Below are 19,144 nucleotides of genomic sequence, written 5' to 3'. Positions count from 1 at the left end.
GCATATCCATCAATGTTTCCGATCATGATGGCCAGGCTAGTCAGCCTCGGCGCTCGGTTGGCCGATACTCAGAGGATGCTCGGTCACATCGGGATCAAACTGGAGGCGGTATGCCATCACGATCGGGACTGAGCATCGCCTGGATCGTCGGGCCGATGACGTATCTGATCCTGGAAGCCGTTGCGGCTGCGGCTTTTCCGCATTACAGCTACACCCAGAACTTCATCAGCGATCTCGGCACGAGCGCCTCCCCGCGGGCTGTCCTGATGAACATGGCGTTCTGCGTTCAGGGCACGCTGTTTCTGGTCGGCGCAATGTTCTTATACAGAGCCCCGCTGTTTCTGAGCTTTGCGGCCGAGAATGCTCTCGGCAACATTCTGGTCGCGACGTTCCACCGCGGAGTGCCCGCGCATGGCGTCGGCGCCGTGTTGGCGATCGTGGGCGGGAACGCCGCGATCCTGGCCGGATCTCGTGTCGGCGGGCCGTCCTACCGCAAGGTGTCGCTGGGACTCGGGGTGTTCGGCCTGCTCAGCTTCGCGATCTTCGCTGTGGCGCGTAACGGTGCCTGGGAGCGGTGCAGCGTCTATTCGATCCTCGCCTGGCAATTGTTGACCGCGGTCGGGGTTTTATGGTCGAGACTGGACCAATGACAGATTCCGGCGAGGGCCGTGTTGCGGTGTACCTCGACTTCGACAACATCGTCATCTCCCGCTACGACCAGGTCAACGGCCGCAACTCGTTTCAAAAAGACAAGGCCAAAGGTCTGGAGAAGCATGCCGAGCAGTTGCAGCGAGCCACCGTCGACGTCGGCGCGATCATCGACTTCGCCTCCTCGTTCGGCACGCTGGTGCTCACCCGCGCCTACGCCGACTGGTCAGCCGAGGTCAACACCGGATACCGCGAGCAATTAGTCGGCCGCGCAGTCGATTTGGTGCAGCTCTTCCCGGCTGCGGCCTACGGCAAGAACGGTGCCGACATCCGGCTGGCGGTCGACGCGGTCGAGGATATGTTCCGGCTGCCCGACCTGACCCATGTTGTGATCGTCGCCGGCGATTCCGACTACATCGCGTTGGCGCAGCGCTGTAAGCGGCTCGGCCGCTACGTGGTCGGCGTCGGGGTGGCGGGTTCGTCGAGCCGGGCGCTGGCGGCGGCCTGCGACGAGTTCGTCATCTACGACGCGCTGCCCGGGGTCCCCGTCGCGCCGAAGCCACGTCGCACGAAAGCCGAACCGGACGAGGCGCCCGCAACCGACGACCAAGCCGCTGCCACCTCGCTGCTGACTCGTGCGTTGCAGATCGGCACCGAGAAGGACGACGTCGATTGGCTACACAACTCGGCGGTGAAGGCGCAGATGAAGCGGATGGACCCGTCGTTCAGTGAAAAGTCCTTGGGATTCAAGTCTTTCAGCGACTTTCTGCGGTCCCGCACCGACATCGTGGAGCTGGACGAGAGTTCGACGACGCGGCTGGTGCGCTTGCGCTAGGTCCGCGTGGCAGAGATCAAAAGGTGCGCCGGGCCGGCATCTCCGAGTCCCTGCGCGGGCGCGCGGCCGTAGCTGGCCATCATCTGGTCGGACGGCGTCACGGTCACATCCCACCCGTGGTGGCGTAACCAGTCGCCGACATCATCGCGTTCCTCGAAATACCAGAGCTCGTCGGTCGTGGGCACCTCGATCGGCGAGTCCGTCTTCGCCATCAGCTCGCGGACCCGATCCATCCGCTGACGTCGCTGCGCGCGGGACTCGGGGTCGGCGAAGTCGGGCTCGAGCCCCTCGACGGCGAGACGACTACCGGGCGCGGTGAGCTCCTGGATGCGGGTGAACAGCAGGTCCTGGGCCGCGGCCGGCAGGTACATCAACAGGCCCTCGATCGACCAGACGCTCGGGGCCGACGGGTCAAAACCGGCCTGCCGCAACCCTGTTGGCCAGTCCTGCCGCAAATCGACTTTGACCTCGACCCGGTTGGCCTTCGGCTCTGCGCCGTGTTCGCGCAAAGTCGTGGCTTTGAAGTCCAGCACCCGGTCCTGGTCGAGCTCGTAGACCGTGGTGCCGTCGGGCCACGGCAGCCGCCACGACCGGGCGTCCAGGCCCGCAGCGAGGATCACCGCCTGACGGATGCCGGCGTTGGCGGCGTCGATGAACGACGTGTCGAAAAACTTGGTCCGCGTGGCGAAGTAGCTGACCAGCGCCTGCATGCGCTGCGGCATGTCGGGTTCGGCGGCGACCACCTCGGCGGGCAGCTCAGGGCCGCCATACCAGTTCCACACGCCGTCGCCGACGCGGTCGAGGAACACCCGCGCGAACGGGTCGTTGATAAGCGGGTCGTCGCTCTCGGTGTCGGCGGCGCGGGCGGCGGCTACGCCGAGTGCCGTCGCGCCCACGCTTTCGGTGATTTCCCAGCTGTCGTCGTCGGTTCTCGCCACGCCCCGACCTTACGTGAGGCGGTATGCGGAAGAATCACGGCCAACATGACCTCTGAAGCCACTTCCCGCCGACCTCACGTCGTACGGCTTGCGGTGTTCGTCGTCTTCCTGGTGGCGATGTTCTATCTGCTGGCCGTTCGGCATGTGGTCAACATCGAGGATGTGCGGCGCACGGTCGCGGCGACGGGGCCGTTGGCTCCGCTGACCTACGTCGTGGTGTCGGCGGTGCTGGGCGCGATCTTCGTGCCGGGCCCGATCCTGGCGGCAAGCAGCGGGCTGTTGTTCGGACCGCTGCTGGGTGTCTTCGTGACGCTGGGTGCGACGGTCGGCACCGCGGTGGTCGCGAGCCTTCTCGGCCGTCGGGCAGGCCGCGACAGTGCGCGGGCGCTGCTCGGGGCGTCACGCTCTGAACGCATCGACGGGCTGATCGAACGCGGCGGGTTGTGGGCGGTGGTCGGTCAGCGCTTCGTCCCCGGCCTGTCCGATGCACTGGCGTCCTACGCGTTCGGTGCGTTCGGAGTTCCGTTGTGGCAGATGGCTGTTGGCGCGTTCATCGGCTCGGTGCCGCGGGCATTCGTCTACACCGCGCTGGGCGCGTCGATCGGCAACAAGTCACCGGCGTTGGCCTACACCGCGATCGGAGTGTGGTGCGTGACCGCTGTGGCCGGCGCGTTCGCCGCGCGCCGGGCCGTCAAGCACTGGCGTTCCGCGCATCACGAGGCCGAGGCGCCGCCGGACGAGTAGGCGAATTGCCCGCCTCTGAGCGACTTTTCAGGGCAGCGAGATGCTACGGGTGCAGGTCGGCGTAGTCGATGCCCATGTTGACTTGGTCAATCGCCCGGTGGACCAGGTCGACCGCCATGTCGCGGTGGCCACCCTTGTCCGGGTCGGCCGTCTGCAACTCGAACAGGGCTTGGTTCAGGTGCTCCCGGGCATTGACCATGTGGGGCTGATAGGCGGCGGCCACACCGGCACCCGCGAGGCTGAAACTGGCTGCGGTCACTACGCCGGCGACGGCAAGACGGAACTTCGAGATCTGCACGATGCGTCCTCCTGGTTGAGGCTTGTCCATTCGTCCGGACGATAACGCAGCACGCGCTTCTATCAAAGGGATCGCACGCTTTCGGTGCCTGGGCCGCACGACGAGCGCGAAGCCCGTAGGTTCGAACTATGCTCCTTCGGCTTGCCGCTCTGATCGGTGTGCTGCTTGCCGTGTCGGGGTGTTGGGCGGGGGCTCGGAACGAGACCAGATTTCGGGACGGCACAAGCTTGCACACCATGGCATTTGGCGGGCTGAACCGCAGCTACCGGGTACATCAACCGGCGGGCCTGACAGCCGCGGCACCGCTTGTGGTCATGCTGCACGGGGTGTCTGGTAGCGGAGAGCAAGCCGAAAACTCTTATGGCTGGGACCCATTGGCCGATTCGGCGAAGTTCGTCGTCGCCTACCCGGACGGCGTCGGGCGGGCCTGGAACGGGCACGGCTGCTGTGGCCTGGCCGCCCGTGAGAACGTCGACGACGTCGGTTTCATCACCGCGATGGTCGGCCAGATCAGTGCCGCCATGGCGATCGACAAGTCACGGGTCTATGCCACCGGAATGAGTAACGGCGGCATCATGAGCTACACGCTGGCCTGCAACAGCGGCATCTTCGCGGCCATCGGTCCGAACTCGGCGACCCAGCTCGACGCCTGCGCCGCGCCGCACCCGACGTCGGTGATTCACATCCACGGCACCGCCGACCGGCTCGTTCCGTACGACGGCGGAAAGGGCACGAGCTTCGTCAACGGGCCACCGATCGCTGACGTCAACGCGTTCTGGCGCAATGTCGATCATTGCGGCCCACCCGATAGTGCCACCAACGCTTTGGTCACCACATCGACCGCCGCGTGCGCCGACCATCGCAACGTCATGCTGATCACCATCGACGGCGGTCGGCACGAATGGCCCGGCGGTAACACCGCTCTCGAGCGAGCCGACCCGACGTCGCACGCGCTGAACGCCACCGAGGCCATCTGGCGGTTTTTCGCGGCCCACCCTGCGTGAGCAGCGGATAATCAACGGCCCCAAGCGGATTGCGCCTTAGCCGATCGCGTCGCGCACGTGTCCGCGTGCCCGGTCGAGCCGGACGACGGCCTCGGCCGCGTCGACGCCCGCCAGCAACGCGACGATCGCGGTCTTGGCGTGACCGCCCGCAGCGGCCAGGGCGGCTGTCGCGACGTCCTCGTCGACGCCGGCAGCGTCGCGGACGATCCGCACCGCGCGGCGGCGCACCTTCGCGTTGGTCAGGCGGAGGTCGACCATCCGCGGTCCGTAGGCCTTGCCGAGGGCGATCATCACGCTCGTCGAGAGCGCGTTGAGCACGATCTTCTGGGCCGTTCCCGCGGTCAGCCGCGTCGAGCCGGCGAGTACCTCGGGCCCGGTCAGCAGCTCGATCACCAGGTCGGCGGACGCCTCGCTGCCGGGGTTGTTGACGATCGCGACGGTCAGCGCTCCGATACCGTGCGCGTGCTCCAGCGCTCCGAGCACGTAGGGCGTGCGGCCCGACGACGTGATCCCGACGAGCGCGTCGGCGGCGGTCAGATCGGCGAGATCGGCGGGATCGAACGCGTCCTCGGCGCCCTCGATCGCCTCGGTCAGCGCCGCCGGGCCGCCGGCGATCACGCCTCGCACCAGGTCGGTGCCGAACGTGGGCCCACACTCGGCCGCGTCGAGCATGCCGAGTCGCCCGGCTGTTCCGGCGCCCGCGTAGATCAGGTGGCCGCCGCGCTCCAGGCGCGCGGCGATCGCCTCGGCCGCCGCCGCGATCTGCGGGATTGCCGCCGCCACAGCGCCGTGCGCCTCGCCCTCGGCGGCGACCAGCAGCGCGACGACCTCACCGATAGGCCTCGCGTCGAGGTCGTCCAGGTCCGGCCGCGTGCCCTCGGTGGCGAGCGCGTCGAGGCTTTGCAGGACAGCGGCTTTGGCTTCTACCCGGATCACGTGCGGCTCGTGAATCGCGCGCAGGCGCAGCGCGCCGTCGAGGGCGTCGCCGGCGGCTGGGACGAGGTCGAGCTGCTCGCGTAACGCGTTAGATCCAGCCAGTCCACCGACTACCGCGACCGGGCCGTCTCCCACCGCGCGGGCGGTCGCGGCGAGCGCTTCGGCAGCGGCGCTGACGATCGCCCTCGCCGCGGTGTCGCCCTCCGCTGCGAGGACGTCGGGCGCGAAGGACGCGAGCGCGGCGGCATTGGTGAGCTGCGCGGGCCACGTCGTCGGCGGCCCGAAGCGGGCGCGGGCGGCGTCGAGCAGCGTGGTGGACGGGCCGCGGCCGTCGTGGGCGCGCAGTGCCGCGCGCAAGCCGGCGGCGCCGATCCACGCGCCGCTGCCCTCGTCGCCCAGCCACGGCCCCCAGCCGTCGGCGGTCCGCAGCGCGCCGTCCGCATCGATCGCGAGCGCCACGACGCCGGTGCCCGCAATCAGCACAACGCCCGGCTCCCCGTTCAGCGCGCCCGCGTGGGCGATCACGGCGTCGCTGGTGACCGCGACGCGTTCCGCCCGCAGCGATCTCAGCAGCGCATGGCCGAGCGCGCGCGCCGCATCCGGCGCGGCCAGCGCCCCGGCGGCGCCCACGATCACCTCGTCGACCGGGCCGAACTCGCGCGCGACGGACAGGATCGCCGCCTCCGCGGCCTGCACGCCGTCAGCCGTCGCGAGCCCCGGCGCGCCCGCACCCTCGGCCCTCCGGCCGGCTGCTGCGGCCCGGCAGGATGTCTTGCCGAGGTCGACGGCGAGGATCACCGGACAATCCTGTCACGAGGAGCGGTGAATCTTGACTGAGTTACGAAAGCCGTTGCCGCTCAGAGAGATGCGCGCATGTACTCGAGCACTTCGTCGATCTTGGCAAAGCCGCCGAGGTGGCTTTCGCCGGATCGCTCGACGAGCTCGCCGTCTTGCAGCAGTGCTACGGCTTTCTGGACGCCGGCGATGGGAACAACGTGATCGGTGTCGCCGTGCCACCACCGCACCGGCACTTTTACATCGACCAACCGAAAACCCCAATCGCGCCCCAATAGTCGAGCATCGTCGACCATCGCCAGGCAGCGACCGTGGAAAGCATTCACCATGTCGTCGACGAAGATCGCCTGAACTTCTGGATCGGCGAGCACGCGCCGGTCGTCCTCCGGCCACCGGCTGGCGTAGATCCGATAGGCGTAGTGCGCAAAGGGAATCAAGGGGGCCAGCAGGATCGTGCTGAGCACGGACAGCGGCCGGCGCAACTGCGTGAGTAGCCGGTGGAAGCGGTGCGCGACATCCACGACACCGCCTGGGGTGGCCTCGGGGCCGACCGACGGGACGGTGCCGTCCAAGACGGCCACGGCAGCCACCCGAGCGACCAGCGGGGCCAGCGCGCCGCAGGCCAGGGCGTAGGGCCCGCCGCCGGAAAGACCCACGACGCCCAGCCGCTCGACGTCGAGCGCGTCGGCCACCTGCGCGATGTCGGCGACCCAGTCGCTGACCGAGCCGTAGCGATGCGAGTCGGACCAGCCCGTGCCCGGTCGCTCGATGATGATGACCCGCAGGCCGAGCTTTTCGGCCGCGCGCCGCCCGATCATCGGGAATTGCCGTCGCGCGCCCAGCGTGCTGTGAAACCACAGCACCACCGGGCCGGTGGGGTTGCCGAACTCGGCGTAGCCCAGGCGTCGGCCGCCGGTCAGGTGGAATTGGCCCTCTGCGCGCGGCTTCTCGACGCGCGGAACTTTGGGCGGATGCCGCAGACGGCTGCTCAGGCTCATCGGTTTCCAGAGTCTAGGCGGTGTGCTGACCAGCCGATCATCGACATAACCTTGGCAACCAACAGATTTCTCACCGTTGGGGAAGTGTTCGCGCCTGGTTCAGCCGGGCTTTGTCGCGGTGACCAATCGGGTCGAAATCCACGGGCCGCCGTACCACATTCGCCAGCCGACGCTGCGGCGATTTACCTGCAACCAGCCCTGCTGCTTGAGGTGATCGGCGTGCTGGCGGGTCTCCCATAGGTCGGCGATGGCCAGGCGGCCGCCGGGCTTGAGGACGCGCATCGCCTCGTTCAGGGCGTGGCGCCGTCCCTCACGTGTTGGAATGTTGTGGATGGCAAGGCTACTGACGATGGCGTCAAAACTGTTGTCGTCGAACGGTAGTGCGGTCATGTCGCCGGTGTGCAGTTCGATGCGGTCGGCGACGCACTCCAGTTCCGCGTTGGTCAGCGTGGCCGACTCTGAGTTGTCGGTCTGGTCGGCCTGCCAAATGTCGACGCCGACGGCACGCCCGTGTGGCAGTCGCTTGGCCGCGGCCAGGAGCACGGCGCCGCGGCCGCAGCCCATGTCGAGCACGGTCTCGTCGCCCTTGAGGTTGAGGTCGTCGAGAACGCGATTCCACACTTCGAACTTGCCGGTCTTCGTGGCATAGATGTAGAGGGCGGTGCTTGCGGCGATGCCTGTTGCTGAGATGCCGGTCAGCGCAGCGGTCAGGCGCTTGCCGCGGATAAGGCTGACCGCGGACCATACCGCTAACGCCGACGCCTGGACGCCGATGCCGATCGCCTGTTGGCGGGCGGAGAGGGTGTGGAACGAACCGTCGATTCCGTAGTCAGCCTGGCGATCTGGCGGTAGAGCGTGTGACATTTAACCGACACTAGACCGGCGTAGTACGGATATGGGTGAGGTAGCTGCTTTCAAATCCGCAGGGCCTGGGCTGCCGCCGTAGCCACGTCACCTCGCAGAGCTGAGATTGGTGGTCTGCCTCGCGGATGAATTGAATTCGCAAGCAGGATTACGTACGTATCTGAGCCCGGATCCATCCACAGCGACGTCCCGGTAAACCCGGTGGCGCCAAAGCTGCCGATGGGAAAGATCAGGCCACGCGGCTTAGAAAAGTCCGTGTCGATATCCCACCCAAAGCCGAACAGTCGTTGATCCTTGATCGCCGGATAGTTCGGCGCGAGCAGAGGATCTGTTGTGTTCGGTGTCTTTGCGATGGCCTCACGGGCAGCACCGTTAGCTGCCGAGATTTGTCCGGCTGTGTGTCCGGGCTGCTGAGGAGTAGTCATCAAAGCCAGAGTCGCCTGTCCTAGTGGAAACTTGCTGGGGCGGCCGGCAAGCCGATCAAGCAACGCCTGGGCATACAGGCCGACATCGTGCGCCGTCGAGAACACACCGGCATGCCCGGCCACGCCCCCCATGCGACGTGTCGTCGGGTCATGCACGGTACCGCGAAGCAGGTAGCCAAAGTCGGGATTCTTGGTCGGGTCGGCTTTGCTTTCATCGTCAATGGCGGTTGGCGCGATGCGCGGCAACAGGCTGGTGCTCCAGGTGCCGGCAGGACAGGGCCCTTGCGGCCCCGGAGCCCAGGCAATCGCAGCTCCCCGATTCGTATGTGGGCCGCAAGCTTTGGCCAGAGGAAGGTAGCGGGTCTCGTCCATACCGAGCGGCGCAAAGACATTCCGCTGAACGTAAACGTCTTCGTCTTCGCCGGTAAGTCTTTCGATCAGCGCGCCAAGCAGGATGTAATTGATGTCGGCGTAACGGAATTCCTCACCCGGACCTGACTGCAGTGGCGTGGTGAGCGCGCGATGAACGCCTTCTGCTTTATCGGCTGCCTCCAGTCCCCAAGAATCTTGGAGGTTGACGTCGATCGGTTCGCCGGAAGTGTGCGTCAGCAACATACGGACCGTGACCAGTGCACGCAGGGGATCGTTCGCCGGATTGAACTCGGGCAGATACTTCTGCACGGGATCGTCGAACTGAACCTCGCCGTGTTCGTATCGCTGCATGACAGCGGTCGCCGTTGCAAGAGATTTCGTCAACGATGCGATGTCGAAAATCGTGTCTTCGGTCATTGGCTCGGCGGGTGCGGGTGAACCGTCCAGCCCCGGCTCGCCGGCAAGCTTGCGTGACCCGTAGGCGCGGTGGAAGGCGATTGTGCCGCCATGCCCGATCACCACCACACCACCTGGCAATTTCCCTGCCGCGATTGCGTCGTTCATAAGCGTCGAGATTGTTGCGAATTCGGTTGCGGGAGCTGGCATTCCCCTCCTGCTCACTACATACCTGGCCGAAGCCGCCGCCACGAACACCAGCAAAGCCGCTGCAATAGCGACGGCTATTCGCACCGCCCTCACCGGCTCCACAGGATCAGTCTCGTCGCGGAGCGGATCGCGCCGCAACCGGCTCGCGCGCGGCCAAAGTCACATCCGCCACATAAGCCTCTCGGATCGAGGGAACGCTCTATGCCCGCCTCATAGCGACAACTTGCGGCTGTTGTGCCCAAGTATGCGCATCCGGTGCGAAAATGAGGGATGCCGAATCACGGCACGCCTCAGCGCCCCGAGGGTGCGCAAGCCAACGCGGAGGAGTGGGCGCGGTTCTTCGAACTATTCGGCCACGCCAGGATTCGGCGCGGAATTCGGATGCTTTCGAAGCTGCCGTCCGCCCCGCGGTGCGAAGCCTGTGGCAACCCGTTCGCGGGTGTCGGCGGCTGGCTGATGCGGCGGATGGAAAAGGGCCCGTCGCGAAAGAATCCGCGTTGGTGCAAGGTGTGCTTCGAGGCGGCGCCCCAGGGCGGCATGACCATGACCATCGGGGTGCTCTTCGCCGATATCCGCAACTCGACCGCGCTTGCTGAGACGCTCCCACCGGACGAGATGGCCGAACGCCTCAATCGGTTCTACGCCGAGCTCACGCAGGTGATCGTCCAGCACGGGATCGTCGACAAGCTCATCGGTGACGAAGTGATGGGCCTCTATTTTCCGCCCCTCACGCCCGACGGCCGCTACGTCGACGCGATGGTGAGTGACGCTCACGCCATTCTGCGTAGGCAAGGTCGCGACTCGGCCAAGGGCCCGCGGCTCGAGGTGGGGATCGGCCTGGGCGTCGGCCCGGCGTTCGTCGGGGTGGTTGGCGAGGGCGAGGTCCGCGACTTCACCGCAATCGGCGACGTGGTGAACACCGCGTCGCGGCTGCAAAGCGTTGCAGCCGGGGGCCAGATCGTCATGCCCGAGAGCGTTGCGCGCATCGCTGCCGTCGACAGGGGCGAGGTGGTCACGCTCGACCTCAAGGGCAAAGCCGAACCCGTGACGGCGCGCCGGATCACGGTCGCGAGCTAGAGGTAGCGGCGCGCGCCCCAGTAGTCCTCGTCGAGTCGAACCGGGGTGATGCGCACCGGCGCCGACTTGTCGAATGCCTCGATCATCTCGCCGTTCCCGGAATACATGGCCACGTGGTACATGTCGTCGGGATTGACAGGATCCTTACCGCCGTGCGAATAGAAGAGCAGATCGCCGGGCTGCAACGCGGATTTGTCGATCGGGCGGCCCCGGCGGTCGGCGGCTTGCGGGCCGGCGTCGCGCGGCAAGGTGATGCCGTGCACCTGGTAGGCGGCGGCGGTCAGACCCGAGCAGTCGATCCCGAACCCGGAAACGCCACCCCAGACGTACGGAATGCCTACAAATGTCGCGGCGTACCGAACCAGATCGACTCCGGTGGGATGCGGTATGTCCGTGGGCTTTTCGTAGACCGATACCGTTTCGGCATCCAGCCACTCCAGGCCGCGATCGGGGGCGAATACCTGGACGGCCTTGTCGGTGCGGGTCAGGACGGGAAGCCTGGTGTTGGTGCTGATCTCGAGATCTCGATGAGACAGTGCGGAGTCGCGATAAAGCCAGGTGGTGACGCCGCGGTCGGCCACCGCGAAAGGAGCGTGGTCCTTCAGTGCGCCGTAGCTCACGTCGATGGTCAACTGCGCCTTGGGAATCCAACCGGGATAGCCCTGGGAGTCCTTGGGCGTGGGCTGGCCGGGGACCACTACCTCGTCCCAGTCGCCCTGCTCACGCACCACCAAGACGCGGTCGCCGAACAGGGCCTGCGTCTGGTTGAGATTGTCACCGGTGAGCGCTTCCTGCTGGTCCAGCGTCATGTCGGACAGCCAGCCGCGAATATCGACGGGATTGGTCAGGGCGCGACGGTCAACCGGGCGCGGGCTCTGCGGCGTGGTCCACACCGTGGCCACCGACACTGCGACGTAAGCGCTGCGCGGCGCCGGCGACGCGGAGAGGTGGGCGGGATCAGCGGTCACGGACGCCGCCGCCAGCACAGTGGACAACACACCGGCAAGCACTGCTCGGGTCGCGGCGCCGGTCACGGCTTCGACGTTATCGGAGCTGCGCCGGCGTGTCCGGTAACCGGGCGACGATCTCGCTGGCGTCGGCGCCCGACCATGGGCTCTATGGCCGATGCCTGGCGCCGCGGGTCGGGGCCCATCTCACGGCTATGCCCGAACGAGTTAGCTGTGTTGCAGTCTGCTACATTTGTAGCAGACTGCAACACCGGGAGGACTCATGACGAACACTGCCGACCGGGTAACTCGAGTTGCGGCCGACCTCATGGACAGCGCCGCGACTGAGGGCGCGCGACAGAGCCGCTCGGCCAAGCAGCAGCTTGACCACTGGGCGCGGGTGGGGCGCGCGGTATCGAGCCAGCAGACGGCGGCCCGGCGGCGGGTCGAAGCCGCGCTGGCCGGTGATCTGGAGCTGCGCGAACTCAGCGTCGAAGAGGGCGCGGTGTTCAACGCCGAGGTCGCCGCGGCCATTCAAGAGAGCCTTGCGGGATCGAATTACGGAAAGCTGCTGGCCGAACGCGGCGTCACCACCGTGGCTCTCGATGACAACGGTGACATCGTCGAGCACCGGCCTGACGGGTCGTCGGTCACGCTGACCGCGAAACGCCGCCCGGCACGGCGCAGGAAGGCCAGCGCCACGCCCACCCGATGAAGCGGCTCGATCTCGTAGTCGGACCCAACGGAGCCGGCAAGACAACGTTCGTCGAACTCACGCTGGCGCCGCTGTTGCCTGGCAGCGCCTTCGTCAACGCCGACGAGATTGCCAAACAGCGCTGGCCCGAGGACCCCGCCTCGCATTCGTATCAGGCCGCGCGGGTGGCAGCAGAAACGAGAGCCAAGCTCATCGGGATGGGCGCGTCGTTCATCGCCGAAACCGTGTTCTCCCATCCGTCGAAGCTGGAACTCATCGATGCAGCCCACGCGCGGGACTACACGGTCGTGCTGCATGTTCTGCTGATTCCCGAGGAGCTGGCGGTCGAGCGGGTCCGGCGCCGAGTCAGTGCCGGTGGACACGATGTGCCCGAGAACAAAATTCGCGAACGCTACCAACGTCTTTGGGGACTGGTCGCTACTGCGATCATCCGTTGCGATTCGGCGACGGTTTACGACAGCAGCAGGCTCAAAGGACCCCTCATCGTCGCTCAGATGAACGACGGCTTTTGCGTCGGCCCGTCGGCTTGGCCGTTGTGGACGCCTGAAGTCTTAAAGCATAACGCGACCTGATCACCAATGCCCTTGGTGCACAACCTCTTCGAACGGTCGCCGATTCGGCTTGCGGATCGGCTTGAGCGCCCGGTCAGCCGGATAGCCGACTCCGAGTAGGTAAGCCACCTGATAACCCTCGGGGACGCCGAGGATGGCGCGCGCTTTATCCTGATCCCCCACCGAGGAATGACCGGTGCCGATGCCGAGGTCGGTGGCGGCCAGCATCATCGCCATCGTGGCCTGCCCGACGTCGTACTGGTCGGTGACTCTCCGGCGCTCGTCGGGCGGTTCGGGGATCACGAAGGCGATCGCCGCCGCGGCGCCCGCGATGTGGCCGGCGCCCTGCCAGACCGTCGAAAGTTTCTTCAGCTGCGTCTTGTCGGTGACGATCACGAAATCCCACGCTTGGCGGTTCTTCGCCGACGGTGCCCGCCAGCCCGCCTCGGCGATCCGATTGAGGTCATCGTCTGACACCGGATCGGATTTGTACTGGCGCACATTGCGTCGGGCTTGGATTGCGTCCCAGGTTTCCATCTCGTTGCTCCCCTCGTATGTGCCGTTACCTACCCCGAGCTAAACCGAATGACCCACCCGTATTCCAGCGCGTTGATCACCTCGCGACGCTCGTCGACCATCCAGTTATCGACGCGCTCGGAAGACACCTCATCGCGCGAAAGGTGTGACCGGCCCGCAGGTTTTCCGGACCCGCATCATCCGCCGAGCGCGGATTCGACGCCCGTGCGACCGAAATCCTCGCCCTTCCACAACAGTGACTCCCGTAGATCGAGCGCGAGGGCATAAGTGAGGCAATCACCGAAGTTCAACCCCGCTGGGTGCCTGCCTTTGCCAAAATCTGCGTAGGCCCGACGGGCCAGGTGGGCCTGGTGCTCGGTCACCGGCTCGATCACGAACTCGGCTTCCTGGATAAGCTCGTCGAGAGCTCTGCTGATTATCGGGTCTCGCTGAGAGTCGAGGACGATCCCACATTCGAGATAGCTTGCCGCAGAGAGCCTTCGGGCGCCGGCGTGCGCGATGGCCTGCGCGTAGAGCGCGGCGTCGTCTTCGCCTTTGAGGATCGCGATCACTGCCGACGTGTCCACGATCATGCTGGCAGCCCTCGCTCGTCGTACAGCAGCGCACCGTGGTCCAGCATTTTGGTCTCGGGGCTCATCCGGCTGGCGGTCTTGTGGCCGATGGCGAGAAGCCGGGATGCGAGATCGTCGCCCTGCAGTCGGGCCAAACGCTCATTCACCGCCGTCGCTACCGCCTGCGCCTGGGACTCGCCGGTGATTTTCGCGATCTGCTTCACCGCTTCGTGCACAGACACATCTTTGATGTTCAACGCCATGGGATACCTTTCTACCACCCCGATGGTACCAAGGTGCACCGCGCGTTGCTGGAACAAAGCGCGACGACGGGAATCCTGCGACATAGGCCCTGACGTGTTGATCACCAATGCCCATGGTGCACAACCTCATTGAATGGCATTCGGTTCGGTTTGCGGATCGGCTTGAGCGAGCGGTCTGCGGGATACCCGAGACCCATGAGGTAAGCCATTGTGTGATCGTCGGGCACGCCAAGGACGGCACGGGCTCGTTCCTCGTCGCCGATTGACGAGTGGCCGGTCCCGATTCCCAGGTCGGTGGCCGCGATCATCATCGCCATCGTGGCTTGCCCGATTTCGTAATGGTCAGTCCGTGTCCGGCGGTCATCCTCCGGCGGCGGCACGACGAATGCAATCACCGCTGCAGCCTTCGCGATGTGGCCGGCGCCCTGCCATACAGTCGAAAGCTCTTGTAGCTGTGCACGATCTGTCACCACAACAAAGTCCCACCGCTGACGATTCTTCCCCGACGGCGGGCGCCACCCCGCCTCGGCGATGCGGTTTAGGTCCTCATCCGACACCGGATCGGGCGTGTACTCGCGTATGTTGCGTCGGGCGGTGATCGCGCCCAGGCTTCCATCGCATTCCCTCCGTCTGACGTTCATTCGCCATGGTGCCACCGGAGTCGAGGCGAGCCGATATGTCAGACCCCTACGAGACAATCAAGGCGTGGAAGGTTACGACATCATCGGCGACATCCATGGCTGCGCCGAGAAACTCGAGGCGCTGCTCGGCGATCTCGGCTACCAACTCGAGAGCAGCACCGGCGCGTATCGACATCCGAAGCGGCAGGCGATTTTCGTCGGCGATTTGATCGACCGCGGGACCGGTCAGCTGCGTGTCCTCGAGATCGTCAAGGCAATGGTGGACACCGACGCTGCCCAGATTGTGATGGGCAACCACGAATTCAACGCGATCGCTTACGCCACCGAGCACCCCGCCGGCAGCGGGCAGCACCTGCGACGCCACAACGAGAAAAACACCAAACAGCATCAGAGCTTCCTCGACCAACTCACCAGCGCACAGCGCAGCTTGTACCTGGAATGGTTCAAGACCCTGCCGCTCTGGCTCGATCTGGGCGATATTCGCGTCGTGCATGCGTGTTGGCACGAGGATTCGATCGGCGTCGTCGAACGCCAGTTGGGGTCAAATCGGTTCGGCACCGTGGAGGACCTGGTCCGAGCCAGCACCAAGGGCGACGAACTGTACGTGGCGATCGAGATTCTGCTCAAAGGCCCGGAGATCAGCCTGGTCGATCACCGTCAGCTGCCATACATGGATAAGGACGGTCACCTGCGCACCAACGCGAGGATTCGATGGTGGAACGGTGACGCGATGACGCTGCGCGATATCGCTGAAATAGCAAGCACTTTCACCACAGAGGATGGCGCACCGTATCCAGATCTGCCGGATATCGAGATTCCGCCGCGGGATCGCTCGTTCGTCTACACCGGGGCCGTGCCGGTGTTCTACGGCCACTACTGGCGCCAAGGGCGCCCCGATCAGCACCGCGACTGGAACTCCCGCAGCGCCTGCGTGGACTTCAGCGCCGTGAAGGGCGGAACGCTGATGGCCTACCGCTGGTCAGGCGAGAAGCAGATAGACCCTCGGCACTATTTACCGCAGCAGGCTTAGCGCCGGTCACGCGTCGTCGGATCCCGATCGCGGCTTCCGTGGACCCCAGGTCCAGCCCGGCAGTTCTTCGAGCCGTCGCGAATGATCGGGCTCGAGCATCCCCCGCTTGAAGCGATCGCGTTGCTCAACAACCCAAGCACCGAGCCGGTCGCCATCTTCGCTGATATGCGGGGGCGGAACTCGAGCGTCCCCATGATCGCGAACATATTTCAGGAGTTGCCCGTAGCTTTTCTCCCACCGCTCGATGCGGACCCGACGTTCTCCGCTCTGCCAACCCTCTCGCGGCGACGCCCTACCGGGTTCGGCTCCGACATCGTCCTTATACCAACCGTCGTAGGCAGGCTCGATGTCTTCTGTCCTGACGAGGATCCCGTCACCGACCGCTCGCAACAGTTGCCGTTTGAGTTTCTCGTCGGTGCGGTTCGTCGTGATCGCGATGTTCTTCAGTTCGTCGCGCGAAGCACTCTGCTCGAAGTACTCGATGGTTTCGCGGAACCGGTCGTCGAGGCGCTTGTCGCCGAGAGAGCCGGGGTTCGCCCGAACAAACTCGATCAGGGGATCGACAGATTTGACCATGCGAATCAACGCTGCGCGGCTTTCCCTCATCAATCGTTCGACGTCACTGAGGTACAAGTCCAGATCGGCGCGCGGGACGAGATTGTTCAATCCGAAATTCAGCACGCGGGCGATAGCCAAGGCCTCCCCGAGTCGCGGCTCCCGTTGGCCGGCCTCGATTCGCGTGATTGCCGACGTGTCGAGGCGTACCCCGGTCTCGTCTCGCAGTCGTTCAAACAGTTGCTGCTGCGTCAGACCTGCACGGAGCCGCGCAGACTTCGCCCGCTCGGCGAAAGTAGCCGTGACCTCGTCATCTGACAGCGGGAATTGACCTCCGGATTCCTGCACAGGTGCAGCTTACTCTGCGTGATTGCAGAATGTCAGTCTGAGATGCTACTGTGATGACACAGCGCACACTGCATCAGTGCAGCAGCAGACCAACCCGACGCCACCCGGCGCCGGCGAGAACACCCCCGGCGGGGGCATATCAAAGGAGGCCTGCATGACGTCGTATTTCGACATCGTCGACGGTGCCCGGCCATGGCAAAGCGTGCTGGACCCGTCGGTCATGAGCGACGACCTGGTCCGCGCCGGCCATCAACTAGCCGACGCAGCGAAAGTCGGAGATTGGCCGACGGTCATGTCCGTGCTCGATAACCAATCGAAGTGGTTGGTCATCAACCAGTGGCGTCCGGGCGGCACCGCATGGTTCACCGCGCTGCATCAAGCCGCCTGGCACGGCGCGCCAGTAGACGTCGCCAGAGACCTACTCGATCGAGGCGCACTCCGGTCGCTTCGCGATGCGAAAGGCCGCACCGCATACGACGTCGCCGTTGAACACGCGAGTTCACCAGGTTTGCAACGACTGCTGAGTCCCCCGCGCAGCCGATCGAGTTCTCGGCAGATCGAGGCTCTCGACGCACGGCTCGCCGAACTCATCGACGGACGCATCGCCGGCCGCCTTTTCGAAGGCGACTTACGCACCGTTCTCAGGTACCCGCCGGTTGAGATCCTCCACGAGTTGCCGGGTCAACGCGTGTGGTTCCCGCTTCCCGGCAAGTACGGCTTCCACATCGAGCTGCAAAACGGATCCCTCGAAGTCAAGAGCTGGTGCGGCCTGGTCGAAGGTTCCGGCCAAACTCACCTGGTGACGCCCGACGGATCGGTGCTCGTCGATCAAGGATTCGTCTGACCACATGTCCGCACAACCAAGGAGGTTGTCCATGAAATTAACTGCTGCACAACGTGACCGAGCCTGTGGCGCGCTACTCGCCTCTGCGGCCGGGGACGCCCTGGGCGCTGGCTACGAGTTCGGGCCACCGCTTGCTCCCGACACCCCCGTCGACATGATCGGCGGCGGACTCGGGGCATTCGAACACGACGAGTGGACCGATGACACATCGATGGCCATCGCCATCGCCGAGGTCGCGGCCACCGGGGCGGATCTGCGCGGCGAGCAAGCGCAGGACCTAATCGTGGAGCGTTGGAGCTTCTGGGCTCAGACGGCTAAAGACATTGGCGTGCAGACCAGCTCGGTCCTGTCGGCCGCGAAGCAGCGCGGCATCTCGGCGCGAACCGCTCACGATGAGTCCGCGGCCTTGCACAAGCGCAGCGGCCACACCGCCGGCAATGGATCGTTGATGCGGACCGCGCCGGTGGCCCTCGCCTACCTCGACGACAAGGACGCGCTCGTCGAAGCCGCCCGCGCGATCAGCGAACTGACGCACTTCGATCCCGAGGCCGGCGACGCCTGCGTGCTGTGGTGCGTGGCGATCTGCCACGCCATCCTCACTGGCGCACTCGATGCACGAGTTGGGCTCAACCGCATTCCTGTCGAGCGGCGCGATCTATGGTCGTCTCGACTGAACGAGGCTGAAGCTTCGCAGCCATCGACGTTCTCCGACAAAAACGGCTGGGTCGTCGCAGCACTGCAGGCCGCATGGTCTGCGATCGTGAATACGCCCGTCCCTATGGATGATTCGGAATCGGGCATGTTTCGCGCTGATCATCTGCGACTAGCGCTCGAAGCGGCGGTACGCGGCGGTCACGACACCGATACGGTTGCGGCCATCGCCGGCGGCCTGCTCGGCGCGACCTACGGCGCTTCCGCGGTGCCCGCGCAGTGGCGATTGATGTTGCACGGCTGGCCGGGCCTGGACACCCGCGGCTTGATTGCGCTCGCCGACAAGATCATTGACGGGGGTCGACCCGACACGTTCGACTACACCTACGGCGGGTATCCCGAAGCACGCCAACTCGTTCAACATCCGTACGACGACCAGCTGTGGATCGGCGGCGCCGCCGCGCTGTCGAAGCTGCCGAGGGAAGTAGAGGCGATCGTGTCGCTATGCCGCGTGGAAGACTCGCAGCTTCCCGACGGCATGACGCACCTGGATGTTCGGCTCATCGACTACGTCGGCGAAAACGAGAACCTCGATTTCGTGTTGCTCGATACCGTGCGCGCAGTGGAGCAGTTACGCGCCGAGGGCCGGACGGTGTTCCTGCACTGCGTGCAGGCCCAAAGCCGCACACCCACCATCTCGGCGCTGTACGGCGCCCGCAGGCGCGACGTCGACATCGCCACTGCACTGCGCGACGTGAGTGCCGTGCTACCGGGTGCCCACCCGAACGCCGATTTCAAAGTGGCGCTGGGGCGGCTGCGCCCGAAACCTTTGGAAATTCAAGTTGTCGACGCGCATCGAGTACGCCCCAAGTAGCGACCTCTAGTACCACAGGCGGTTGTGCGGGTCTTTGACGCCGAATCATGGTTAAGTCACTGACCAGCCAGGACGCGAAACTTGTAGGTGCCGACTG

At 65.4% G+C, this 19,144-nt stretch carries 20 protein-coding genes and 3 pseudogenes; 10 read left to right on the top strand and 13 right to left on the bottom strand.

The window, feature by feature from the left end; genetic code table 11:
* Positions 1-110: 110 nt before the first annotated feature.
* Together G6N27_RS20570 and G6N27_RS20565 are read left to right on the top strand one after the other, a co-directional pair.
* Positions 111-650 (top strand): DUF998 domain-containing protein, encoded by a 540-nt coding sequence (locus tag G6N27_RS20570; protein ID WP_163779623.1) that lies wholly within the window; start codon positions 111-113, stop codon positions 648-650.
* Positions 647-1,483, top strand: a complete 837-nt coding sequence (locus tag G6N27_RS20565) for an NYN domain-containing protein (protein WP_163779621.1) — start codon at positions 647-649, stop codon at positions 1,481-1,483. Before G6N27_RS20570 ends, G6N27_RS20565 begins: the two co-directional genes overlap by 4 nt.
* Here G6N27_RS20565 and G6N27_RS20560 read toward each other — a convergent pair.
* Positions 1,480-2,421: a class I SAM-dependent methyltransferase gene (locus tag G6N27_RS20560; RefSeq protein WP_163779619.1), complete on the bottom strand. Its 942-nt coding sequence runs from the start codon at positions 2,419-2,421 to the stop codon at positions 1,480-1,482. The genes G6N27_RS20565 and G6N27_RS20560 overlap by 4 nt on opposite strands.
* 45 nt (positions 2,422-2,466) lie before the next feature.
* On the opposite strand from G6N27_RS20560, the pseudogene G6N27_RS20555 reads away from it, so the two are divergent.
* Positions 2,467-3,230, top strand: a pseudogene (locus G6N27_RS20555) (TVP38/TMEM64 family protein).
* Here G6N27_RS20555 and G6N27_RS20550 read toward each other — a convergent pair.
* A complete protein-coding gene (locus G6N27_RS20550; RefSeq protein ID WP_163779615.1) occupies positions 3,209-3,493 on the bottom strand; it encodes a hypothetical protein in 285 nt (94 codons plus the stop codon). The pseudogene G6N27_RS20555 and the gene G6N27_RS20550 sit on opposite strands and share 22 nt — an antisense overlap.
* A gap of 98 nt (positions 3,494-3,591) precedes the next feature.
* Between G6N27_RS20550 and G6N27_RS20545 the strand changes: the two genes are divergently transcribed.
* On the top strand, positions 3,592-4,467 hold the full coding sequence (locus G6N27_RS20545; protein WP_163779613.1) for an extracellular catalytic domain type 1 short-chain-length polyhydroxyalkanoate depolymerase: 876 nt from the start codon (positions 3,592-3,594) through the stop codon (positions 4,465-4,467).
* Between the two features lie 36 nt (positions 4,468-4,503).
* Here the strand turns inward: G6N27_RS20545 and G6N27_RS25735 are convergent, their stop codons facing one another.
* The 5 genes and pseudogenes from G6N27_RS25735 to G6N27_RS20525 all read right to left on the bottom strand — a co-directional run bounded on the left by G6N27_RS25735 (position 4,504) and on the right by G6N27_RS20525 (position 9,463).
* Positions 4,504-5,373: an N-acetylmuramic acid 6-phosphate etherase gene (locus G6N27_RS25735; protein ID WP_372513065.1), complete on the bottom strand. Its 870-nt coding sequence runs from the start codon at positions 5,371-5,373 to the stop codon at positions 4,504-4,506.
* A 105-nt stretch (positions 5,374-5,478) separates the two neighbouring features.
* Positions 5,479-6,201, bottom strand: a pseudogene (locus tag G6N27_RS25730) (BadF/BadG/BcrA/BcrD ATPase family protein); the annotation flags it as partial.
* Between the two features lie 59 nt (positions 6,202-6,260).
* Complete coding sequence (locus tag G6N27_RS20535; RefSeq protein ID WP_163779609.1) at positions 6,261-7,196, bottom strand: alpha/beta fold hydrolase; 936 nt, start codon at positions 7,194-7,196, stop codon at positions 6,261-6,263.
* 99 nt (positions 7,197-7,295) lie between these two features.
* Positions 7,296-8,060, bottom strand: coding sequence for a class I SAM-dependent methyltransferase (locus G6N27_RS20530; RefSeq protein ID WP_163779607.1), 765 nt, complete (start codon positions 8,058-8,060; stop codon positions 7,296-7,298).
* A gap of 50 nt (positions 8,061-8,110) precedes the next feature.
* On the bottom strand, positions 8,111-9,463 hold the full coding sequence (locus G6N27_RS20525) for a serine hydrolase domain-containing protein (RefSeq protein WP_163779605.1): 1,353 nt from the start codon (positions 9,461-9,463) through the stop codon (positions 8,111-8,113).
* 270 nt (positions 9,464-9,733) lie between these two features.
* Between G6N27_RS20525 and G6N27_RS20520 the strand changes: the two genes are divergently transcribed.
* Positions 9,734-10,540: an adenylate/guanylate cyclase domain-containing protein gene (locus G6N27_RS20520; protein WP_163779603.1), complete on the top strand. Its 807-nt coding sequence runs from the start codon at positions 9,734-9,736 to the stop codon at positions 10,538-10,540.
* Here G6N27_RS20520 and G6N27_RS20515 read toward each other — a convergent pair.
* Positions 10,537-11,574: a C40 family peptidase gene (locus G6N27_RS20515; RefSeq protein ID WP_163779601.1), complete on the bottom strand. Its 1,038-nt coding sequence runs from the start codon at positions 11,572-11,574 to the stop codon at positions 10,537-10,539. The genes G6N27_RS20520 and G6N27_RS20515 overlap by 4 nt on opposite strands.
* A gap of 196 nt (positions 11,575-11,770) precedes the next feature.
* On the opposite strand from G6N27_RS20515, the gene G6N27_RS20510 reads away from it, so the two are divergent.
* Both G6N27_RS20510 and G6N27_RS20505 read left to right on the top strand, forming a co-directional pair.
* Complete coding sequence (locus G6N27_RS20510) at positions 11,771-12,202, top strand: TA system antitoxin ParD family protein (RefSeq protein WP_163779599.1); 432 nt, start codon at positions 11,771-11,773, stop codon at positions 12,200-12,202.
* The gene (locus G6N27_RS20505; RefSeq protein WP_163779597.1) at positions 12,199-12,774 is read left to right on the top strand and encodes a zeta toxin family protein; all 576 of its coding nucleotides are present in this window, start codon (positions 12,199-12,201) and stop codon (positions 12,772-12,774) included. Before G6N27_RS20510 ends, G6N27_RS20505 begins: the two co-directional genes overlap by 4 nt.
* On the opposite strand, the gene G6N27_RS20500 is transcribed toward G6N27_RS20505, so the two are convergent.
* The 4 genes and pseudogenes from G6N27_RS20500 to G6N27_RS20485 form a co-directional block, all read right to left on the bottom strand.
* Positions 12,775-13,290 carry a nitroreductase family protein gene (locus tag G6N27_RS20500; protein ID WP_163779595.1) on the bottom strand — a complete coding sequence of 172 codons (516 nt, stop codon included), beginning with the start codon at positions 13,288-13,290 and terminating at the stop codon, positions 12,775-12,777.
* Positions 13,291-13,466: 176 nt separating this feature from the next.
* Complete coding sequence (locus tag G6N27_RS20495; protein ID WP_163779593.1) at positions 13,467-13,862, bottom strand: type II toxin-antitoxin system VapC family toxin; 396 nt, start codon at positions 13,860-13,862, stop codon at positions 13,467-13,469.
* Complete coding sequence (locus G6N27_RS20490; RefSeq protein ID WP_163779591.1) at positions 13,859-14,104, bottom strand: type II toxin-antitoxin system VapB family antitoxin; 246 nt, start codon at positions 14,102-14,104, stop codon at positions 13,859-13,861. Before G6N27_RS20490 ends, G6N27_RS20495 begins: the two co-directional genes overlap by 4 nt.
* Before the next feature lie 101 nt (positions 14,105-14,205).
* Positions 14,206-14,720, bottom strand: a pseudogene (locus tag G6N27_RS20485) (nitroreductase family protein).
* A gap of 89 nt (positions 14,721-14,809) precedes the next feature.
* Here G6N27_RS20485 and G6N27_RS20480 point away from each other — a divergent pair.
* Positions 14,810-15,775 (top strand): metallophosphoesterase, encoded by a 966-nt coding sequence (locus G6N27_RS20480; RefSeq protein ID WP_232064710.1) that lies wholly within the window; start codon positions 14,810-14,812, stop codon positions 15,773-15,775.
* Between the two features lie 6 nt (positions 15,776-15,781).
* Here the strand turns inward: G6N27_RS20480 and G6N27_RS25725 are convergent, their stop codons facing one another.
* Positions 15,782-16,678, bottom strand: coding sequence for a Helicase associated domain protein (locus G6N27_RS25725; RefSeq protein WP_163779585.1), 897 nt, complete (start codon positions 16,676-16,678; stop codon positions 15,782-15,784).
* A 76-nt stretch (positions 16,679-16,754) separates the two neighbouring features.
* Between G6N27_RS25725 and G6N27_RS20470 the strand changes: the two genes are divergently transcribed.
* Together G6N27_RS20470 and G6N27_RS20465 are read left to right on the top strand one after the other, a co-directional pair.
* A complete protein-coding gene (locus tag G6N27_RS20470) occupies positions 16,755-17,522 on the top strand; it encodes an ankyrin repeat domain-containing protein (RefSeq protein WP_232064708.1) in 768 nt (255 codons plus the stop codon).
* A gap of 31 nt (positions 17,523-17,553) precedes the next feature.
* Complete coding sequence (locus G6N27_RS20465; protein ID WP_163779582.1) at positions 17,554-19,047, top strand: ADP-ribosylglycohydrolase family protein; 1,494 nt, start codon at positions 17,554-17,556, stop codon at positions 19,045-19,047.
* Positions 19,048-19,144: the final 97 nt, after the last annotated feature.

It is taken from the genome of Mycobacterium cookii, assembly GCF_010727945.1.
Classification (GTDB): Bacteria; Actinomycetota; Actinomycetes; order Mycobacteriales; family Mycobacteriaceae; genus Mycobacterium; species Mycobacterium cookii.
Note: the sequence above shows the minus strand (reverse complement) of the source record. Positions and strands in the feature narration are given on the sequence as shown.